General features: G+C 67.6%; 21 protein-coding genes. 5 read left to right on the top strand and 16 right to left on the bottom strand.

Going from position 1 to position 18,881, the window contains the following annotated elements:
- Positions 1 to 34: 34 nt before the first annotated feature.
- On the bottom strand, positions 35 to 1,363 hold the full coding sequence (gene gltX / locus RCAP_RS05700) for a glutamate--tRNA ligase (protein WP_013066878.1): 1,329 nt from the start codon (positions 1,361 to 1,363) through the stop codon (positions 35 to 37).
- 99 nt (positions 1,364 to 1,462) lie between these two features.
- On the opposite strand from gltX, the gene RCAP_RS05695 reads away from it, so the two are divergent.
- Positions 1,463 to 1,867 (top strand): metallopeptidase family protein, encoded by a 405-nt coding sequence (locus RCAP_RS05695; RefSeq protein WP_013066877.1) that lies wholly within the window; start codon positions 1,463 to 1,465, stop codon positions 1,865 to 1,867.
- Between the two features lie 43 nt (positions 1,868 to 1,910).
- Here RCAP_RS05695 and RCAP_RS05690 read toward each other — a convergent pair whose 3' ends face one another.
- Positions 1,911 to 2,900 carry a DUF6976 family protein gene (locus RCAP_RS05690; RefSeq protein ID WP_013066876.1) on the bottom strand — a complete coding sequence of 330 codons (990 nt, stop codon included), beginning with the start codon at positions 2,898 to 2,900 and terminating at the stop codon, positions 1,911 to 1,913.
- 13 nt (positions 2,901 to 2,913) lie between these two features.
- Positions 2,914 to 3,123, bottom strand: a complete 210-nt coding sequence (locus RCAP_RS05685) for a hypothetical protein (protein WP_013066875.1) — start codon at positions 3,121 to 3,123, stop codon at positions 2,914 to 2,916.
- A gap of 144 nt (positions 3,124 to 3,267) precedes the next feature.
- On the opposite strand from RCAP_RS05685, the gene RCAP_RS05680 reads away from it, so the two are divergent.
- Positions 3,268 to 4,215, top strand: coding sequence for a 1-phosphofructokinase family hexose kinase (locus RCAP_RS05680; protein WP_013066874.1), 948 nt, complete (start codon positions 3,268 to 3,270; stop codon positions 4,213 to 4,215).
- Positions 4,216 to 4,257: 42 nt separating this feature from the next.
- On the opposite strand, the gene RCAP_RS05675 is transcribed toward RCAP_RS05680, so the two are convergent.
- The 3 genes from RCAP_RS05675 to RCAP_RS05665 are packed head-to-tail and all read right to left on the bottom strand — an operon-like array spanning position 4,258 to position 6,333.
- Positions 4,258 to 5,043, bottom strand: coding sequence for a metal ABC transporter permease (locus RCAP_RS05675; RefSeq protein ID WP_013066873.1), 786 nt, complete (start codon positions 5,041 to 5,043; stop codon positions 4,258 to 4,260).
- Positions 5,036 to 5,827, bottom strand: coding sequence for an ATP-binding cassette domain-containing protein (locus RCAP_RS05670; RefSeq protein ID WP_013066872.1), 792 nt, complete (start codon positions 5,825 to 5,827; stop codon positions 5,036 to 5,038). Before RCAP_RS05670 ends, RCAP_RS05675 begins: the two co-directional genes overlap by 8 nt.
- Positions 5,828 to 5,829: 2 nt before the next feature.
- A complete protein-coding gene (locus RCAP_RS05665) occupies positions 5,830 to 6,333 on the bottom strand; it encodes a Fur family transcriptional regulator (RefSeq protein WP_013066871.1) in 504 nt (167 codons plus the stop codon).
- Between the two features lie 84 nt (positions 6,334 to 6,417).
- On the opposite strand from RCAP_RS05665, the gene RCAP_RS05660 reads away from it, so the two are divergent.
- Genes RCAP_RS05660 through RCAP_RS18360 form a run of 3 tightly spaced genes read left to right on the top strand, consistent with a single transcriptional unit; the run spans position 6,418 to position 8,943 of the window.
- Positions 6,418 to 7,380, top strand: coding sequence for a zinc ABC transporter substrate-binding protein (locus tag RCAP_RS05660; RefSeq protein ID WP_013066870.1), 963 nt, complete (start codon positions 6,418 to 6,420; stop codon positions 7,378 to 7,380).
- A 54-nt stretch (positions 7,381 to 7,434) separates the two neighbouring features.
- Positions 7,435 to 8,433 carry an aldose epimerase family protein gene (locus RCAP_RS05655; RefSeq protein ID WP_013066869.1) on the top strand — a complete coding sequence of 333 codons (999 nt, stop codon included), beginning with the start codon at positions 7,435 to 7,437 and terminating at the stop codon, positions 8,431 to 8,433.
- A gap of 9 nt (positions 8,434 to 8,442) precedes the next feature.
- Positions 8,443 to 8,943 carry a GbsR/MarR family transcriptional regulator gene (locus RCAP_RS18360; protein ID WP_013066868.1) on the top strand — a complete coding sequence of 167 codons (501 nt, stop codon included), beginning with the start codon at positions 8,443 to 8,445 and terminating at the stop codon, positions 8,941 to 8,943.
- A 6-nt stretch (positions 8,944 to 8,949) separates the two neighbouring features.
- On the opposite strand, the gene RCAP_RS05645 is transcribed toward RCAP_RS18360, so the two are convergent.
- The 10 genes from RCAP_RS05645 to trmB form a co-directional block, all read right to left on the bottom strand.
- A complete protein-coding gene (locus RCAP_RS05645; protein ID WP_013066867.1) occupies positions 8,950 to 9,567 on the bottom strand; it encodes a helix-turn-helix transcriptional regulator in 618 nt (205 codons plus the stop codon).
- Positions 9,568 to 10,430: 863 nt separating this feature from the next.
- Positions 10,431 to 11,663, bottom strand: coding sequence for a tryptophan synthase subunit beta (trpB, locus tag RCAP_RS05640; RefSeq protein WP_013066866.1), 1,233 nt, complete (start codon positions 11,661 to 11,663; stop codon positions 10,431 to 10,433).
- A gap of 116 nt (positions 11,664 to 11,779) precedes the next feature.
- Positions 11,780 to 12,451: a phosphoribosylanthranilate isomerase gene (locus RCAP_RS05635; RefSeq protein ID WP_013066865.1), complete on the bottom strand. Its 672-nt coding sequence runs from the start codon at positions 12,449 to 12,451 to the stop codon at positions 11,780 to 11,782.
- 7 nt (positions 12,452 to 12,458) lie between these two features.
- Entirely contained in the window at positions 12,459 to 12,815 is a 357-nt protein-coding gene (locus tag RCAP_RS05630) for a lipopolysaccharide assembly protein LapA domain-containing protein (protein WP_013066864.1), read from the bottom strand.
- Positions 12,816 to 12,821: 6 nt separating this feature from the next.
- Positions 12,822 to 13,109 (bottom strand): integration host factor subunit beta, encoded by a 288-nt coding sequence (gene ihfB / locus RCAP_RS05625; protein ID WP_013066863.1) that lies wholly within the window; start codon positions 13,107 to 13,109, stop codon positions 12,822 to 12,824.
- A 275-nt stretch (positions 13,110 to 13,384) separates the two neighbouring features.
- Positions 13,385 to 15,064 carry a 30S ribosomal protein S1 gene (rpsA, locus tag RCAP_RS05620; RefSeq protein ID WP_013066862.1) on the bottom strand — a complete coding sequence of 560 codons (1,680 nt, stop codon included), beginning with the start codon at positions 15,062 to 15,064 and terminating at the stop codon, positions 13,385 to 13,387.
- A gap of 161 nt (positions 15,065 to 15,225) precedes the next feature.
- Complete coding sequence (locus tag RCAP_RS05615) at positions 15,226 to 15,858, bottom strand: NAD(P)H-dependent oxidoreductase (protein WP_013066861.1); 633 nt, start codon at positions 15,856 to 15,858, stop codon at positions 15,226 to 15,228.
- A 78-nt stretch (positions 15,859 to 15,936) separates the two neighbouring features.
- Positions 15,937 to 16,524 (bottom strand): (d)CMP kinase, encoded by a 588-nt coding sequence (locus RCAP_RS05610; protein WP_013066860.1) that lies wholly within the window; start codon positions 16,522 to 16,524, stop codon positions 15,937 to 15,939.
- 96 nt (positions 16,525 to 16,620) lie between these two features.
- Positions 16,621 to 17,964 (bottom strand): 3-phosphoshikimate 1-carboxyvinyltransferase, encoded by a 1,344-nt coding sequence (aroA, locus tag RCAP_RS05605; RefSeq protein WP_013066859.1) that lies wholly within the window; start codon positions 17,962 to 17,964, stop codon positions 16,621 to 16,623.
- 95 nt (positions 17,965 to 18,059) lie between these two features.
- Positions 18,060 to 18,785 carry a tRNA (guanine(46)-N(7))-methyltransferase TrmB gene (gene trmB, locus RCAP_RS05600; protein ID WP_013066858.1) on the bottom strand — a complete coding sequence of 242 codons (726 nt, stop codon included), beginning with the start codon at positions 18,783 to 18,785 and terminating at the stop codon, positions 18,060 to 18,062.
- Positions 18,786 to 18,881 lie beyond the last annotated feature (96 nt).

Below are 18,881 nucleotides of genomic sequence, written 5' to 3'. Positions count from 1 at the left end.
GGGGGCAGCGCCCCCAGCCTTCAGCCCCCAGCCGTCACGCCTTGGCGCGCACCTTCTGCATCAGCGGCATCAGATCGGCCATCTCGGGCCCATGCGCCTGCCCCGTCAGCGCCTTGCGCAAAGGCATGAAGAGCCCCTTGCCCTTGCGGCCCGTGGCGTCCTTCACCGCCGCAGTCCAGACGGCCCAGGTATCCTTGGCAAAGGGCAGATCGGGCAAAAGCGCCAGCGCCGCGGCAACGAATTCGGCGTCTTCCGGGTCGATCACCGCCTCGGCGCCCTCGATCACCAGCTCGGCCCAATGCGCCAGGTCGGAAAGCTTGTCGATGTTCTTCGAGGCGACGGCCCAGAAATCCCGCGCCAGATGCGGCGGAATGCCCAGCTTGCGGATCTCCTCCTCGACCTTTTCGAACGGCAGATGCTGGTTGCGCGCGCGGGTCAGCGGAATCAGATCCTCGGGGTCGAATTTCGTCGGCGCCGCGCCGAACTGGCTCAGATCGAAGCCCTCGGCGATCTCGTCAAGGCTCATCCGCAGCTCGACCGGCTGGCTGGAACCAAGCCGCGCCATCAGGCTCAAAAGCGCCTCGGGCGCGATGCCATTCGCCCGCAGATCGCGGATCGAGAGCGCGCCAAGCCGTTTCGACAGCTCCTCGCCCTTGGCGCCGGTCAGCAGCGAATGGTGCGCGAAGCTCGGCGGCACGCCGCCCAGCGCTTCCATGATCTGGATCTGCGTCGCGGTGTTCGTCACATGGTCGGCGCCGCGCACGATATGGGTCACGCCCATCTGGATGTCATCGACGGACGAGGCGAAGGTGTACAGCACCTGCCCGTCGGCCTTGATCAAGACCGGGTCCGAGACCGAGGCGGCGTCGATCGAAATGTCGCCGATGATGCCGTCATGCCATTCGATCCGGGTCTGGTTCAAAAGGAAGCGCCAGTAGCCGTCGCGGCCCTCCTCGCGCAGCCGGGCCTTGTCCTCGGCCGACAGCTTCAGCGCCGCGCGGTCATAGACCGGGGGCCTGTGCATGTTCAAAAGCTTCTTGCGCTTCAGGTCCAGTTCCGTCGGGCTTTCGAAACATTCGTAGAACCGCCCCACCGACCGCAGGCTTTCCGCCGCCGCCTCGTAACGGTCAAAGCGGAGCGACTGGCGTTCCTCGCGGTCCCAGGTCAGGCCGAGCCATTCCAGATCCGCCTTCAGCGCATCCACATATTCCTGCTTCGAGCGTTCCTGATCGGTATCGTCGATGCGCAGGATGAAGGTGCCGCCGGCCTTGCGGGCGACAAGGTAGTTCATCAGGGCGGTGCGCAGGTTGCCGACATGGATATAGCCGGTCGGCGAGGGGGCGAAGCGGGTAACGACGGTCATCGGGCTCTCCTGTTGACGGTCTGCTCTTTCACAGGCTGGCGCTTTTGTCCATATCTGGCAGGGAAAGCCCGCGCCCGCGAAAAGCAAGGAACCGTGAAGATGCAGCAGTGGAAAGGCCGCGAGGCACCGAGCCTCGCCGAGATCGAGGCGATGGCCGAAGCCGCCCGGGCCGCGCTGCCCGAGGCGTTCCGCGGCCCCGCCGCCGCGGTGGTGCTGCGGGTGGAGGATTTCGCCGCCGAGGCGGTGCTCGACGAAATGCAGATCGAAGACCCGTTCGAGCTGACCGGGCTATACGAGGGCGTGCCGCTGACGGAAAAATCGGTCTTCGATCCCAGCGGGCCGGATGTGATCTGGCTGTTCCGGCGTCCGATCCTCGATGAATGGGTCGGGCGCGGCGATGTCGCGCTCGATGCGCTGGTCGCGCATGTCTTCGTGCACGAGCTGGCGCATCATTTCGGCTGGTCGGATGACGATATCGCCCGCATCGACCGCTGGTGGGAATGAACGGGGCCGCCCTGCCGGACCGCCCCGCCGTCTTTCGCGTCGCTCAGGCGGCGTCGGTGATCTCCATCCGCACCAGCGTCTGGTTGAGCAGGATATAGGCGATTTCGCCGAAGGTGACCGGGCCGGTGAACCGGCCGGTGCGCTGGCCTTCCAGCTCGCCGTAAAGATAGTTCAGGATGCAGTTGCAGGAATACTGCCCCGACCCGGCCTCGCCCGCGCCCTGCGCGAAGGCCTGGGCATAGGAGCCCAGCGCATTGGCCAGCCGATATTCCACCCCGGCCACGACCGGGGCATAGAATTTCACCTCGCCCGCCGCGACATCGACCGACTGGATCGAGACATTGACCAGCGCGCCCGCATAATTCGCCACCAGCGGCAGGCGGGTGTCGATGCCGTTTTCGCTGATGTAGCTCGCCAGATCGACCTCGGTCCCGTTGACCCTGGCGGTCTTCGCCGCAAAGCCGCCCTCGGTGAAAGTGAAGGTCAGCTTCGCGTCATCGCCCTGGGCGAAGATGTTGAGAATGTCGAGATCGATCGTGACGCCTTCGGGCAGGGCGACATGCAGCAGCACCGCGCCTTCGTCATGCCCCTTGCCGGTGGCGCCGTCGAAGACCTTGGGCGCCTTCTTGCCGATGTCATCCAGATGCACGCCGGTGATCCAGCCCGCCAGCGGCTGATCGAACAGGCCCGGCCAGGTCTGCCCGTCCACCGCGAATTGCGAATGCGCGACCGAAAAGGCCGGGATCATGATCATGGTGACGCCGCCGGGCCTGTAGCCCTCGGCGATGCGGGGCAGCTCGTCCACCCACAGATGGCGCGGCGTGGCGCCGCTGGCCTTGGGGAAGGTGGTGCAGAAAAGCTTGTCGCGCACCACCGCGCCGCCCTCCTCGGTGACGAAATAGACGGTGGTGCCGCCGATCCAGGCCCCGCGCGGCAGCTGCGCCAGCAGCGATTCGTCGCCCGCGATCGCCATCACGTCGCCCGCTTCGATCCGTTTGGCCGCTTCCGCGACCGTGAGCATTTCGTTCTTCATCGGTCGTCTCCGTTCAGAATTTCGCCGCATCGGACAGGGCAAAGGGGTTCTTCGTCACGAAGTCCCGCAACTCCCCGATTTTTCCGGCCAGGGCCGTGGGCGCCTCCGCCACTTCCCGGCGCAACCGCGAGATCAGGATGCGCGTGGCAAGCGAGGCCGACGACAGATCGGAATTGCTGGTCAGAACCCGTTTCCAGCGCGGATCGGACAGATCGGGAATCATGTTTCTCCTCCTCAGGATGTGACGCGGATCACACCAGCAATCCGTTAAAGTCCGGTTTCCGCCCTTCCCCCGCGCGCGCGAACCTGCAATGTTAGCGCCAAAGACCCGAAACCGGCCCCGCGCGGGCCGCAAGAAAGGCCCGGCATGACTGCCATCCTGACCGTCACCCTGAACCCCACCGTCGATCTTTCGATCCACGCCGATCAGGTCGCCCCCGAACGCAAGCTGCGCTGCACCCGCCCCGAGACCGATCCGGGCGGCGGCGGTCTGAACGTCAGCCGGGCGATCTCGGCCTTGGGCGGCCATTCCACCGCCTTCGTGGCCCTTGGCGGGCCCACCGGCGACAAGGTCATGCATCTGCTGGCCGAACAGGGGATCGGCCTTGCCCCCTTCCCCGCCCCCGGCGAGACGCGGCAAAGCCTGACCGTCACCGATGCGACGACGGGCGAACAATACCGCTTCGTCATGCCCGGCCCGACCTGGTCGGCCAGCGACGTGACCAAGGTGATGGACCGGATCGCAAAAGCGGCGCCCGAAAACGGCATCGTCGTGCTCTCGGGCAGCCAGCCGCCGGGCGTGCCCGACGACTTTCCGGCGCGGCTGGCGACGAAAATCGCCCGCACCCGGGCACGGTTCTTTCTGGATACCTCGGGCAAGGCGCTGCACCAGCTGCTGACCGCCGGGGCGAAGCCCGTCGACGTGCTGCGGATGGATGATCTTGAAGCCGAGGAGCTGGCGGGCCGCGCCCTGCCCGCGCGCGCCGACAGCGCCGATTTCGCGCAGGACCTGGTCCGGCGCGGCATCGCCCGCGCCGTCGTCGTCGCCCGCGGCGCCGATGGCAACGTGCTTGCGACCGAGACCGAGCGCTGGGTGGCGCAGGCCATTCCCGACAAGGTGGTCTCCAAGGTCGGCGCGGGCGACAGTTTCGTCGCCGCCTTCACCCTCAGCCTCGGCCGCGGGCTGAGCCTGCCCGAGGCGCTGCGCTGGGGCGCGGCGGCGGCGGCGGCGGCGGTGATGACACCCGCCACCGACCTTTGCACGCTGGCCGATGTGAAACGGCTCTTGCGCGCCTCGTCGCTGGAAAAGATCTGAGACCCAAACCGGGGACGAGGGGGGCTCTGCCCCCCTGCGCCCCTAGCCCGCGCGCCGCAGCAGAAGCGTCAGCGCAAAGATCCCCGCCGCCACCGCGACGATCGAGGGACCGGCAGGCGTGTCGAAGGCGAGCGAGGCCTGCAACCCGCCCAGCACCGCCAGCGCACCGATCCCGGTGGCGGCCAGCGCCATCGTCTCGGGCCCGCGCGCCAGTTGCCGTGCCGCCGCCGCGGGCACGATCAGCAACGCCGCGATCAGCAGCGCCCCGACGATCTTGATCGCCACCGCCACCGTCAGCGCCAGCGCCAGAACCAGCACCAGCCGCTCGCGCCGCGGATCAAGCCCCGAGGCCTGCGCCAGTTCCTCGTTCACCGTCGCGGTCAAAAGCCCCTGCCAGCGCCAGGCCAGCACCGCCGCCACCAGCGCCGAACCGCCCCAGATCACCGCCAGATCGGTGCGGCTGACCGCCAGGATGTCGCCGAACAGGAAGGCCGACAGATCGACCCGCAGCCCGGAAAAGAACGAGGCCGCGACGAGCCCGAAGGCCAGCGCCGAATGGGCGAGCACGCCCAGAACCGTATCCATCGCATGGCCGCGCCCGGACAGGCTGGCCACCGTCAGCGCCATGGCCAGCGCCACGGCAAGCGTGCCCGCATAGACCGAGACGCCAAAACCATAGGCCAGCGCCACCCCCAGAATCGCGGCATGCGCCGTCGCATCGCCGAAATAGGCCATGCGCCGCCAGATCACGAAAGAGCCCAAGGGCCCCGTCGCCAGCGTCAGCCCGACGCCGCCCAGCGCCGCGCGGATCAGGAAATCGTCAAGCATCGTGGCGACACTCCGGTCCATGCACATGCGCAGAGGGATGCGCCTTGTGCGGGGCGGCGGGGTCGTGACCGTGACCCTCGTCATGCTCGTGGTCATGCACATGGCGATACAGCGCAAAGGCCCCGCCGGTGCCCAGCCCGAAGAGCGCGCGATATTCCGGCGCGGCCGAGACCACCTTGGGCGTGCCCGCGCAGCAGACATGGCCATTGAGGCAGACCACCCGGTCCGAGGCCGCCATCACCACATGCAGGTCATGGCTGACCATCAGCACCGCGGCGCCGGTCTCGGCCCGGACCTCCTCGATCAGCCGGTAAAAGGCCGCCGTGCCGGGCTGATCCAGCCCCTGCGTCGGCTCGTCGAGGATCAGCACCTGCGGCGCACCCAAGAGCGCCCGCGCCAGAAGCACGCGCTGGAACTGCCCGCCCGAAAGCCGGGCAAGCGGCCGCGGCCCCAGCCCCGGAACGCCGACCCGCGCCAGCGCCGCCGCAGCGGCCGCATCGCTGACGCGCCGGGGCAGCGACAGGAAACGGCGCACCGTCATCGGCAGACCGGCGTCGATATGCAGCTTTTGCGGCACATAGCCGATGCGCAGCCCGGGCGCGCGACTGACCCGCCCCGTCGCCGCCGGTTCGAGCCCGATCAGCGCCCGGATCAGCGTCGATTTCCCCGAGCCGTTCGGCCCCACGACAGTGACGATCTCGCCCGGCGCCAGGGTGAAATCGACCCCCGTCAGCACCACGGCCTCGCCATGCCGCACCGAAAGATTTTCCGCCGTGATCAGCATGGTCACGCCCGACCTTCCGCCCGCGCCCGGCAGGCGGGACAGAGCCCCACCGCCTCGAAACTGGCGCGCTCGATGGCAAAGCCAAGCGCCCCCGCAACCTGATCGAGCGCCGCCCGCACCGGCGCCGCCTGCGCCTCGGCCACCGCATCGCAATCGCGGCAGATCAGGAACACCGGCGCATGGGTTTCCCCGGGATGCATGCAGGCGGCAAAGGCATTCAACCCCTGCACCCGATGCGCCAGACCCGCCTCGACCAGAAATTCGAGCGCCCGATAGGCGACGGGCGGCTGATTGCCGAAGCCCTCGGCCGAAAGCCGGTCAAGCACCTCATAGGCGCCCATCGCCCGGTGGGCCTCGAGCAGGATCTGCAGCACCCGCTTGCGCACCGGGGTGAAGCGCAGCCCCCGCCGCGCGGCTTCCGCCTCGGCCCGCGCCAAGGTGTCGCCCGCGCAATGGGCGTGGTCGTGATGCGCGAAGGCGCGGCCCGGATCGGTCTTGCCGTTCATGTTACTCTATCACATTTCGCTTGACTTGTTATCTCATAACATAGAGAACCGCCTCCCGACCCGCAAGCCTTGCCGAGGAATCCCATGCAACGCCCCGCCCTGACCGCCCTGCTGCTGTCCGCCCTTGCCAGCCCGTCCCTTGCCGAGGTGCCCAAGGTGGTGACCGACATCCCGCCGGTGCACTCGCTTGTCGCGCAGGTGATGGGCGATCTGGGCAGCCCCGCCGTTCTGCTCGAACAGGGGGGGAATGCGCATTCCTATCAGCTGAAACCCAGCCAGGCGGCGGCGCTGCAAGAGGCCGATCTGGTGCTTTGGGTCGGCCCCAAGATGACGCCCTGGCTCGATCGCGCCATCGACGGGCTGCAGGGCCCGGGCAAGGCGGTGGCGCTGCTGGATGCGCCGGGCACGCTGCTGCTTGATTTCGGCGGCAAGCCGCATGTCGGCGGCCATGCGCCGGACCACGCCCACGAGGGCCACGATCACGACGCGCATGATCACGACGAACATGGCGAAGAGCATCACCACGAGGGGCTTGACCCGCATGCCTGGCTTTCGCCGGTGAATGCGGGGACATGGCTGACGCTGATCGGCTCGGAACTGGCGCGGCGCGACCCCGAACATGGCGCGACCTATATTGCCAATGCGGCGCAGGCGCGGCTGCGGCTGGCGACGCTCGATGCGCAGCTGATGGCGGACCTGGCGCCGCTCAAGGGCCGCCCCTTCGTCACCTTTCACGATGCCTATGGCTATTTCACCAGCCATTACGGGCTGACCTCGGCGGGCTCGGTCTCGATGGGCGATGCGGCCGATCCGGGCGCGGCGCATCTGCGCGATCTGCGCGACAGCCTGAGCGCCAAGGGCGTCGTCTGCGCCTTCCCCGAGGCGAACCACGATCCGAAACAGGTCGAGATGCTGCTCGAGGGCACGCCGGCGAAACGCGGCGCCGCGCTTGACCCCGAGGGCTCGACCCTGCCCTATGGGCCCGGGCTTTATAACGCGGTGCTGACGGGTCTCGGCCGGGCGATGCGCGACTGCCTCGCGCCGTAATCCCTTGTTCTTTGGGGCCTTCCGTGCTGGAGTAGCACCAGAGCGGGAGGCCCCATGACATCAGACATCCGCCGTTTCGGCACCACCGCCACCGGCCAGACGGTCGAGGCGATCACGCTGCGCGCGGGCGAGCTGACCGCGCGCGTCCTGACCTTCGGGGCGACGCTGCAGGATCTGCGGCTGGCGGGCACGCCCTGGCCTTTGGTGCTGGGCTCGGATCTTCTGGCCGCTTACGAACAGCGCCTGCACTGGTGCGGCGCGGTGGTCGGGCCGGTGGCGAACCGGCTGTGGCGGGCGCAGGTGACGCTCGACGGGCGCCTGTGGCAGGCGCAGCCCAATGACGGGGCGAACCTGCTGCATTCGGGCGCCGAGGGGATTTCGCAGCGCATCTGGACGATCGAGGAGGTCCGCGCCGCGGCGGTGACCCTGCGTCTTGATCTGCCCGATGGCGCGGCGGCGCTGCCCGGCAACCGGGTGATCCGCGCCAGCTATCGGCTGGCCCCCCCGGCCACGCTGGAAATCACGCTTGCGGCCGAAACCGATGCGCTGACGCTGATGAACCTGGCGCATCACCCCTATTGGAACCTGGACGGCACGGCGACGACGGCGGGGCACAGGCTTTCGGTCGCGGCCGATCACATCCTGCCCACCGATGCCGAAAACCTGCCGCTGGCCCCGGTGCCGGTCGAGACGCTGACCCTTGATCTGCGCGCCCCCCGACCGCTGCCCGACCTGCCCCCGGTCGATCACAATTTCTGCCTGTCAGGCAGTGGCTTGCGCCCCGTGGCGCAGCTGACGGGGGCAAAGGGCGTCCACCTTGATCTGCACAGCGACGCGCCGGGGCTGCAGATCTATGACGGCCGCGCGCTTCAGTCCGCCCCCTTCCCCGGGCTGACGGGCACGCCCTATGACGCCCATGCCGGGGTGGCGCTGGAGCCGCAGCTTTGGCCCGATGCGCCCCGCCACGCCGATTTCCCGCCGATCACGCTTGCGCCCGGCACGCCTTGGCGGCAACGTAGCGCCGTGCACCTGACCCGCCGTCCCGCCGCTTGAAGAGGCCCCATGACCGCGCCTGCCCCCTCGGATCTGACGCAGCTTTTCGCCGATCTGGCCAGCGCCTTCGGCCTGAGCCGCGCCGCCGGGCAATGCCTGGCCGCGATCTGGCGGGCCACCGACACCCCCTCGGCCGAGGATCTGGCAACGGGACTTGGCCTTTCACGCTCGAATGTCTCGGTCGCGCTCAAGGAATTGCGGCAGGCCGGTCTGGTGCAGGTCAGCCGCAAGCCCGGGCTGCGGCGCGATTTCTTCACCGCCGATCCGAACCCCTGGGCGCTGTTGCGCGCCGGTCTGGCGGAACGGCACCGCCGCGAGATCGCGCCGCTGGTCGACCGGCTGACCGCGCTTGCCCAGGCCGAGGACGACAGCCGGATGCAGGATCTGGCCGAGATGGCCGGGGCGGCCTCGCAGTGGTTTTCAAAGCTGATGCGCCGCGATCTGACCGAGCTGATGCAGGGCATGGCCGCCGAGAAGAAGGCGAAGAAAAAGCACCGCGGCGAGAAGTGAGGCGGCTCAGCGGCCGCCCTGCGCCGCGCGTCTGGGCGGGCCGATCGTGCTGGCCGGGATGTCGGTGAACCGGGCGGTGGGCTCGTCCATCAGATCCTCGATGAAGATCGACACCAGCTGGCTGCGCGTCGACACCCCCGCCTTGCGGTAGATCGACGCCGTCTGCGCCTTCACCGTGCCTTCCGATGTGGCGCGCAGACCGGCAATCTCGGCCAGCGTCAGCCCCTTGATCGCAAACAGCGCCACCTCCCGCTCGGCCGCGGTCAGCCGCCATTCGGCAAAGCGCTCGCTCAGCAATTCGGCAAAGGCGGTCGAGGCCCGGCGCAGCTTTTCCGTCGCCACCCGCGCCTCGTGCCGGGCCGAAAGCAGCGCCTGCGCGCCGAAGACCAGCCCCAGCACCAGCCCGAGCGCGGCCGAGATCTCCATTGCCTCGCGCAGTTTCCAGTTGATCGGGGCAACCTCGATGCCCAGCAGCGCAAACACGATGTCAGAGACGAAGAACAGCGCCGTCACCGTCTGCACAAGAAAGAGCGGCAGCAGCGCGACGCGCAGGTTCAGCCAGGCCGGGCGCCGCAGCGGGCCTTGCGGCGCGGGGGGAAGGTCGGTCGGATCGGTCAGGGCCATGATCGGTCAGGACCCACCCATCCCGGCACCCGCGGGGCCGCCCGGCCCCCTGTCGCCACCGGATCCGGGGCCGCCCGGCCCGCCATCCCGGCCCGGTCCTGCCCCGCCCGGTCCTGCCCCGCCCGGCCCGGGGCCGCCCGGCCCGGGACCACCGGGTCCGGGGCCACCGGGGCCGCCCGGCCCCCCGGGGCGCGACGGATCGCCCCCCGGCGGCATGCCCCCCGGACGCGGTCCGGGCGGAGGCGCCATCCCGCCGCGGCGCGGCGCGCGATCGGCGAAATCGCGCAGCACCTCGCCGTTGCGGGGGGTCGATCACCACTTCGCGCAGGCCCGCCCCCCCCTCGGCGACGATCCGCACCCGGCGCAGCCAGGTGGTCGAAACCTCGATGGAGCGGTAGCCCTCGGCCTGCATCTGCGCCACGATCTCGGCCTGGGTCTCGGCCCGGGCGGCAAGCGCAGCCAGCGCAAGGCTCAGCGCCAGCGGCGCGACGGGGGCAAGACGGGGCAGGCGCGATCGCATGATCTCACTCCGAAAAAGGCGCGCCCCCTCCGCTGGATCGGGGCGCGCTGAGGAACCGCCGGACGCGGGCGCGCCCTGGCGAAGCAGTACATCTGTCCCGGCCTCCCGACAACGGCCCGTTCGCATCGTGAGTGGCGGCCCGGCCCGGTGTCGAGGTCAGCAGGTCACGTTTGGGGGACGCGACACGGCCCTGTTCGCCCGCCTCACCCGGAAAGGCAATTCAGCGAAAGGTATAAACCGGCGGTTTTCGTGCCGGATTGCGCCGCATAAACCTTGGTGTAGAGGCCGAAAACCAAAAGCGGCGCCCCGGGCGCCGCCTTGATCGGGTCCTCCGCCGGGCGGATCAGACCTTCATCTCGACGCCCAGGTGCTTCGCCACGGTGAAAATGTCCTTGTCGCCCCGGCCCGAGAGGTTGACCACGATGATGTGGTCTTTCGGCAGCGTCGGCGCGAGTTTCATCACATGGGCGAGCGCATGGCTGCTTTCCAAGGCCGGAATGATCCCCTCGGTCCGACAGCAGAACTGGAAGGCGTCGAGCGCCTCGGCATCGGAGATCGAGACATATTCGGCGCGCTTGATGTCATGCAGCCACGAATGCTCCGGCCCGATGCCCGGATAATCAAGGCCGGCCGAGATCGAATGCCCCTCCAGGATCTGCCCGTCCTCGTCCTGCAACAGATAGGTGCGGTTGCCATGCAGCACGCCCGGGCGCCCGCCGGTCAAGGACGCGCAATGCTGCATCCGGTCGTCCACCCCAAGCCCTCCGGCCTCGACCCCGATGATGCGCACCGAAGGGTCATCCAGGAACGGATGGAACAGCCCCATGGCGTTCGAGCCGCCGCCGACGCAGGCGATGATCGTGTCGGGCAGACGGCCTTCGCCCTCTTGTTCCTGCAGCTGCCAGCGGGTTTCCTTGCCGATGATCGACTGGAAATCCCGCACCATCGCCGGATAGGGCGCAGGCCCCGCGACGGTGCCGATGCAATAGAACGTGTCGCGCACATTGGTCACCCAGTCGCGCAAAGCATCGTTCATCGCATCTTTCAGCGTGCCGCGACCAGAGGTCACCGGCACCACCTCGGCGCCGAGCAACTTCATCCGGAACACGTTCGGCGCCTGACGTTCAACGTCGGTGGCGCCCATGTAAACAATGCATTGCAGCCCGAACTTCGCGCAGACGGTGGCCGTCGCCACGCCATGCTGCCCCGCCCCGGTCTCGGCGATGATCCGGGTCTTGCCCATGCGCCGGGCGAGCAAAATCTGCCCCAGCACGTTGTTGATCTTGTGCGCGCCGGTGTGGTTCAGCTCCTCGCGCTTCAGATAGACTTTGGCGCCGCCCAGCTCCTCGGTCATCCGCGGCGCGAAATAAAGCGGCGAGGGACGGCCGACGTAATGCTTCCAAAGCGCCTCCATCTCGGCCCAGAAGCTCGGGTCGGTCTTGGCGTGCTCGTATTGCGCCTCGAGTTCAAGGATCAGCGGCATCAGCGTTTCGGACACGAAGCGCCCGCCGTGAATGCCGAACCGGCCGCTCTCGTCCGGAGCCGTCATGAAACTGTTGAGCCGATCTTCCGCCATCGCCGTCCCCTTTGTCCTTCACGCGCCAACAGCAGATAGCGCGCCCCCCCCTCGGGGTAAAGTTCCTGTTTCTTCTTGGCCAAAATACGCTGGGGGTGTGGGGGTGAAACCCCACCCTACCCCTGCGCCGCCGCGACAAAGGCGGCAATCCGGGCGGCCTCCTTGACCCCGGGCGCCGATTCCACCCCCGACGACACGTCGACCTGAGCCGCCCCGGTCAGCCGCACCGCTTCCGCCACGTTCTCTGGCGTCAGCCCCCCGGCCAGCATCCACGGACGTTGCCAGACCCGGCCCGCAATCAGCCGCCAGTCGAAAGACAGGCCATTGCCGCCCGGCAGCGCCGCGCCCTTCGGCGCTTTCGCATCGATCAGGATCTGATCCGCCACCGCCTCATATTCGGCGATCGCCGCCAGATCGGCCGCCTCGGCCACGCCCAGGGCCTTCATCACCGGCAGGCCGAACCGCGCCTTCACCTCGGCCACCCGGGCCGGGCTTTCGCGCCCATGAAGTTGCAGCATGTCGAGCGGCACCGAGGCGGTGATCGCCTCCAGATCCGCGTCCTCGGCATCGACGACCAGCCCGACCTTGGCCAGCCCCACCGGCGCGGCCAGCGCCAGATCGCGGGCGGCACCGATCTCCAGATGCCGGGGCGAGCGGGGGAAAAACACAAGGCCGATGTAGCCCGCCCCCGCCATCGCGGCAGCTCCCACATCGGCCGGGGTTCTCAGCCCGCAGATCTTGCAGCGCACCCCGCCGGGGCGGCCACGGTTGACGGCGACGGTGACCACGGCGCCCTCAGGCGCGCGGCTTGTCGAGCAGCGCCAGAACCTCGTCCTTCGGGCCCTGCGTCTTTTCCTTCAGCCGCCCCAGTTCGCGCTCCAGCGTCGCGGCCTGTTTCGTCGCCTTGCGGGCGGTCTTGCGGAAGCGATGCTCGCGCAGATATTCCCAGACGAAGCCGACGCCCAGCCCCAGCACCATGCCGCCGAAGAAGACGAAGAACAGCGGCACCGGCAGATGCAGGTTGAAGCCCACGAAAGCCTCGATCTCGGAGGTCAGCAGGCTCAGCGTCACCACCTCGCGGTTGGACATCGCCAGCGTCACCAGAACAAGGATCAGGCAAGCCAGGAACAGGTAGCGGATCGCGCGGAACATCGGGTCTTACTCCTCTCCCCCGTTCAGCCGGTCACGCAAAAGCTTGCCGGTCTTGAAGAAGGGCACGTGTTTTTCATCCACCGCGACCGATGTGCCGGTGCGCGGATTGCGCCCGGTTCTAGCGTCCCGTTTCTTCACCGAAAAGGCGCCAAAGCCGCGCAGCTCGACGCGATCACCGCGGGCCATCGCCTCGATGATCTCTTCGAAGATCGTGTTCACGATCTTCTCCACGTCGCGCTGAAACAGATGCGGATTCTCTTCGGCGATCTTGGCGATCAATTCAGAGCGGATCATGCGTCATCTCCCCCGTCACCCGGCTCGACCCGGACTGGTTCTTGCGCCGACTATAGGAGGAATTTTCCGCGACACAAACAGCAATGGCTTGGAAAGGCGGGAAATTATCGCATGCCATCGCGGTTTCGGGCCCGATCTGCGGCGCTCGGACGCACGCACCCATCGGCTTACCCCGCGGAAAGCCGGTTTCGCCCCCGACGCGCCCCCCCGTGGCGAATCGCGCAAAGCAAAAGGCCCCGCAAAAGCGGGGCCTTTCCGATCCCTTGCGGGAAAGATTATTCGCGGCCCTTGAGCGCGGCGCCGAGGATGTCGCCGAGCGAGGCGCCCGAGTCGGACGAGCCGTATTGCTCCACGGCTTCCTTCTCTTCGGCGATCTCGCGCGCCTTGATCGACACGCCCAGCTTGCGGGTCTTGCTGTCGATGTTGACGACGCGCACATCGACGTGATCGCCCACCTGGAAGCGCTCGGGGCGCTGATCGGCACGGTCGCGGGCCAGATCCGAACGGCGGATGAAGGACTTCATGCCGTTGTATTCGACCTCGATGCCGCCGTCTTCGATCGCGGTGACGTTCACGGTGATCACCGAGCCCCGTTTCACGCCATCGACCGCATCCGAGAAGGTGTCGGCATCCAGCGCCTTGATCGAGAGCGAGATGCGTTCCTTGTCGGTGTCGACTTCGGTGACCGCCGCGCGCACGACGTCGCCCTTGCGGTATTCCTGGATCGCTTCTTCGCCGCGCTTGTCCCACGACAGGTCGGACAGGTGCACCATGCCGTCGATGTCGTTTTCAAGGCCGATGAACAGACCGAATTCGGTGATGTTCTTGACTTCACCCTCGATCACGCTGCCCACCGGATGGGCATCGGCAAAGGCTTCCCACGGGTTGCGCAGGCATTGCTTGAGGCCGAGCGAGACGCGACGTTTCGCGGTGTCGATCTCCAGCACCATGACGTCGACTTCCTGCGAGGTCGAGACGATCTTGCCGGGGTGGACGTTCTTCTTGGTCCAGGACATTTCCGAGACGTGCACCAGACCCTCGACACCGGCTTCCAGCTCCACGAAGGCGCCGTAATCGGTGATGTTGGTGACGCGGCCCTTGTGGACCGAACCCAGCGCGAATTTGGTTTCCACCGAATCCCACGGGTCGTTCAGCAACTGCTTCATGCCGAGGCTGATGCGGTGGGTGTCCTTGTTGATCTTGACGACCTGGACCTTGACGGTCTCGCCGATCGTGAGGATCTCCGACGGGTGGTTGACGCGGCGCCAGGCCATGTCGGTGACATGGAGCAGGCCATCGACGCCGCCCAGATCAACGAAGGCACCGTATTCGGTGATGTTCTTCACGACGCCGTCGACGATCTGACCTTCGGTCAGGTTGCCGATGACTTCGGCGCGCTGTTCGGCCCGCGATTCTTCCAGGATGGCGCGACGCGAGACAACGATGTTGCCACGACGACGGTCCATCTTGAGGATCTGGAACGGCTGCTTGAGACCCATGAGCGGGCCCGCGTCGCGCACCGGACGGACGTCGACCTGGCTGCCCGGCAGGAAGGCCACGGCGCCGCCCAGATCGACGGTGAAGCCGCCCTTGACGCGCCCGAAGATGGCGCCATCGACGCGCTCTTCGCTGGCATAGGCTTTTTCGAGACGGTCCCAGGCTTCTTCGCGACGGGCTTTCTCGCGCGAGATGACGGCTTCGCCACGGGCGTTTTCGACGCGATCGAGGTAAACTTCGACCTCGTCGCCGACGGCGATCGAGGGAGCTTCACCGGGATTCGCGAATTCTTTCAGATCAACGCGGCCTTCCATCTTGTAGCCGACGTCGATGATGGCCTGGCCCGCCTCGATGGCGATGACCTTACCCTTGACGACAGACCCTTCCTGGGGGGTGTCGATCTCGAAGCTTTCCTTCAGAAGGGCTTCGAATTCTTCCATGCTAGCTTTGGCGCACATGCGGTCTAGTTTCCTTTATGTGGGTTTTCTGGCCATGCGGTTGGCTCCGCCGGTCTTTCGTTGCGTATGCCGAAGGGGGCAGACCTGCGCCTGCCCCCTTGCGGACGTGGCCCCTATAGGCGGGAATCGCCTGTGGGGCAAGGGTTTTCGGCCCCGGTGCCTCAGTCGATGCGGGTCACCAGCTCCGAAAGCGGCTTGCGCACCTTCTTCATGCCAGCCAGCCAGTCGCCCTCGGCGGCGCGGTAGCCCAGCGGCATCAGCGTGACGGCGCGCAGGCCCTTTTCCCGCAGACCCAGGATTTCATCCACCGCGGCCGGATCGAAACCCTCCATCGGGGTCGCGTCGACTTCCAGCTCGGCCGCCTGCGCCAGCGCGATGCCGAAGGCGATATAGGCCTGATGCGCGGCATGGGCGGCGTTCACCTCTTCGCTGCGGGCCAGATACATCGCCTTGAGGTTGTCGTAATAGGGCTGCACCATCTCGCGCGGGATGCCGCGTTCGGCGACATGCAGATCGACCACCGCGTCGATGCGCGCGGCGGTGTAATTGTCCCAGGCGGCAAAGACGACCAGATGCGAGCCATCGGTGATCTGGGTCTGACCGAAAGCCGCGGCCGAGATCTTGGCGCGCAGATCCTTGTTGGTGATCACCAGAATTTCAAAGGGCTGCAGCCCCGAGGAGGTCGGCGCCATCTGCGCCGCGGTCACGATCTTTTCGACCTTGTCTTCGGAAACGGCCTTGGCCGGGTCCATCTTTTTCGTCGCATAGCGCCAGTTCAGGGTATCAAGCAACATCGGGGGCATCCTTTCGCGGTTGAGCGTGTGGCGCCAAGATATGCGCACAACCGCACGAAGCAACGAAAGCTTCTGCGCCTATTTGCACAGCCGTTCGGACACCACCGCGCAGGCCGCCGCGATGGCTTCCTCGATGCTCAGACGTGACGTGTCGATCACCACGGCATCCGCAGCGGGTTTGAGCGGCGCATCGGCGCGGGTCATGTCGCGGGCGTCGCGCTCCTTCACCTCGGCGAGCACCTGCGCGGCGTCGCCGCCGACCTCCAGCCAGCGCCGATGCGCCCGCACCTCGGGGCTGGCGGTGACGAAGAGCTTCACCTCGGCTTCGGGGCAGATGACGGTGCCGATGTCGCGCCCGTCCAGCACCGCGCCACCGGCGCGCCGGGCAAAGTCGCGCTGAAAGTCAAGCAGAGCTTGCCGCACCTCGGGGATCACGGCGACCTTCGAGGCCGCCTGCCCCGCTTCCAGCGTGCGCAGATCATCCCGCGCCAGATCCGCGGGCGTCAGCCCGCGCGCGGCGGCCACCGGATCGCCGCCCTTGACGCCCACGGCGCGATAAAGCGCCCCGGTATCGAGATGCGCAAAGCCGAAGCGTTCGGCCACGGCGCGCGAAATCGTGCCCTTGCCCGCTGCGGCAGGCCCGTCGATCGCCACGGTGAAAATCATCTTGAACCTCGCACGGGGCTTTTACGTTGCAGTTTGCGTATTTGGACCAAGAAGAAACCATGGGCTTTTTCTTGGTCCAAATACGCCCTTTCGACCTCAGTCCCGGGTGATGCTGGCGCCCAACTGGCGCATCAGATCCTCGAACACCGGGAAGGAGGTGGCAATCGGCGAGCCGTCATCGACCGAGATCGGCTGCTGCGACACAAGGCCGAGCACAAGGAAGCTCATCGCGATGCGGTGGTCGATATGGGTGGCGACGGTGGCGCCGCCGGGCACCCCATCGGGCCCAAGGCCATGCACGATCAGCGTGTCTTCGTCTTCCTCGACCCGGACGCCGCAGGCTTCGAGCCCGCGCGCCATCGCCGCGATGCGGTCGCTTTCCTTCACCCGCAGCTCGTGCACACCGCGCATCACGGTGGTGCCGCTGGCACAGGCGGCCAGAGCGGCCAGCACCGGATATTCGTCGATCTGGGCGGCCGCGCGCTCGGGCGGCACTGCGATGCCCGTCAGGGCCGAATGGCGCACGCGCAGATCGGCCACGGGCTCGCCGCCCTCCTCGCGTTCATTGAGAAATTCGATATCGGCCCCCATCTCGCGCAGCGTCAGGAAAAGCCCGTTGCGGGTCGGGTTCTGGCTGACCCCCGGCACAAGGATGTCCGAGCCCGGCACCAGCAGCGCCGCGCAGACCGGGAAAGCCGCCGAAGAGGGATCGCGCGGCACCGCCACCTCTTGCGCGCGCAACTCCGGTTGGCCCGTGAGGGTGATCCGGTTGCCCTCGGGCGTGGCCTCGACCGTGACTTCGGCGCCAAAGCCGCGCAGCATCCGCTCGGTGTGATCGCGGGTCGGCGTCTTTTCGATCACCACGGTCTGCCCCGGCGCATTCAGCCCCGCCAGCAGCACCGCCGATTTCACCTGCGCCGAGGCCATCGGCGTGGTGTAGGTCACCGGCACCGGCTCGGCCGCGCCCACCAGCGTCATCGGCAGCCGCCCGCCCGCGCGCCCGTAGGACCGCGCCCCGAAGAGCGCCAGCGGATCGGTCACCCGCCCCATCGGCCGCTTGCGAAGCGAGGCATCGCCGGTGAAGGTCGCACTGATCGGGCTGGTCGCCATGCAGCCCATGATCAGCCGCACGCCGGTGCCCGAATTGCCGCAATCGATCACCTCGGCCGGTTCGGCAAAACCGCCGACCCCCACCCCCTCGACCGTCCAGGCGCCCGGGCCGGTGCGGGTGACGGTGGCGCCAAAGGCCTGCATCGCCCTGGCGGTATCCAGCACGTCCTGGCCTTCAAGCAGCCCGGTGATCCGCGTCGTGCCCACCGACAGCGCCCCAAGGATCAGCGCCCGATGCGAGATCGACTTGTCGCCCGGCACCGCGGCCACGCCCGAAAGCGGGCCGCCCTTGCGCGACGTCATGCGGATGGGGGAACCGTGAGCGGACATGAAAGCCTCCCTGAATGTCAGGGCCCTGTTAGCGCACCGCGCCCCGACCGAAAAGCCCTGCGTTTCTTCTTGGCGCAAATACGCCCTTGCCCGGCTTACGGCTTGCGGAAGGTGGCGTAATCGGGCACCCGGCCTTCGCGCAGCGCCTTTTGCTCATACCGGGTCGAAAGCCAGTCGTCCCAGGGCGTGCCGGAATGGGCGACAAGGTCAAACCCGGCCTTCGGCGCCTCGATCAGCGCCTGCTCCATGTAATTCGGGATATCGGTGGCGACGCGGAATTCGGCGCCCGGGGCAAGGATGCGGAACAGCGCGCCCAGATAGCCCGGCGTGACGAAGCGACGGCGATGGTGGCGGCGCTTGTGCCAGGGGTCGGGGTAATTCAGGAAAGCCTTGGCGATGCAGCCCTCGGGCAGCACCTCCATCACGTCGCGCACGTCGCCCGGCCAGATCGCGACGTTGGTCACCCCCGCGGTGCGGATCTTGCCGAGCAACATCGCGACACCGTTGATGAAGGGCTCGCAGCCGAGGATGTTCACCCCCGGATTGCGGGCCGCCATATGCACCATATGCTCGCCGCCGCCGAAGCCGACCTCCAGCCACAGGGCCGCGTCCTTGCCGAAGATCGTGCCGGGGTCGAGAGTCTCGCGGCCCGGGTTGTCCTCTTTCGAGATGCCGCCGGGGGTGAGCGAGGCCAGATCCTCGCTGATATAGGTCTTTTGCGAGGCCCGCATCGTCTTGCCCGAGCGGCGGCCATAGAAATTGCGCCACTCCGGTTGCGGGGCGGGCGGGGCGGTGTCGGGCGTTTCGGGGCTCTCGGTCATGGGGCTGCGCCTTAGGGCGCAAAGGGGCTCCCGGTCAAGGGGGGATGGGCTGCGATGCTTTTGCCAAGGCGACCCGCCGGGGGCTCTGACCGCGAC

The sequence above is a fragment of the Rhodobacter capsulatus SB 1003 genome, assembly GCF_000021865.1.
Taxonomy (GTDB): Bacteria; Pseudomonadota; Alphaproteobacteria; order Rhodobacterales; family Rhodobacteraceae; genus Rhodobacter; species Rhodobacter capsulatus_B.
Note: the sequence above shows the minus strand (reverse complement) of the source record. Positions and strands in the feature narration are given on the sequence as shown.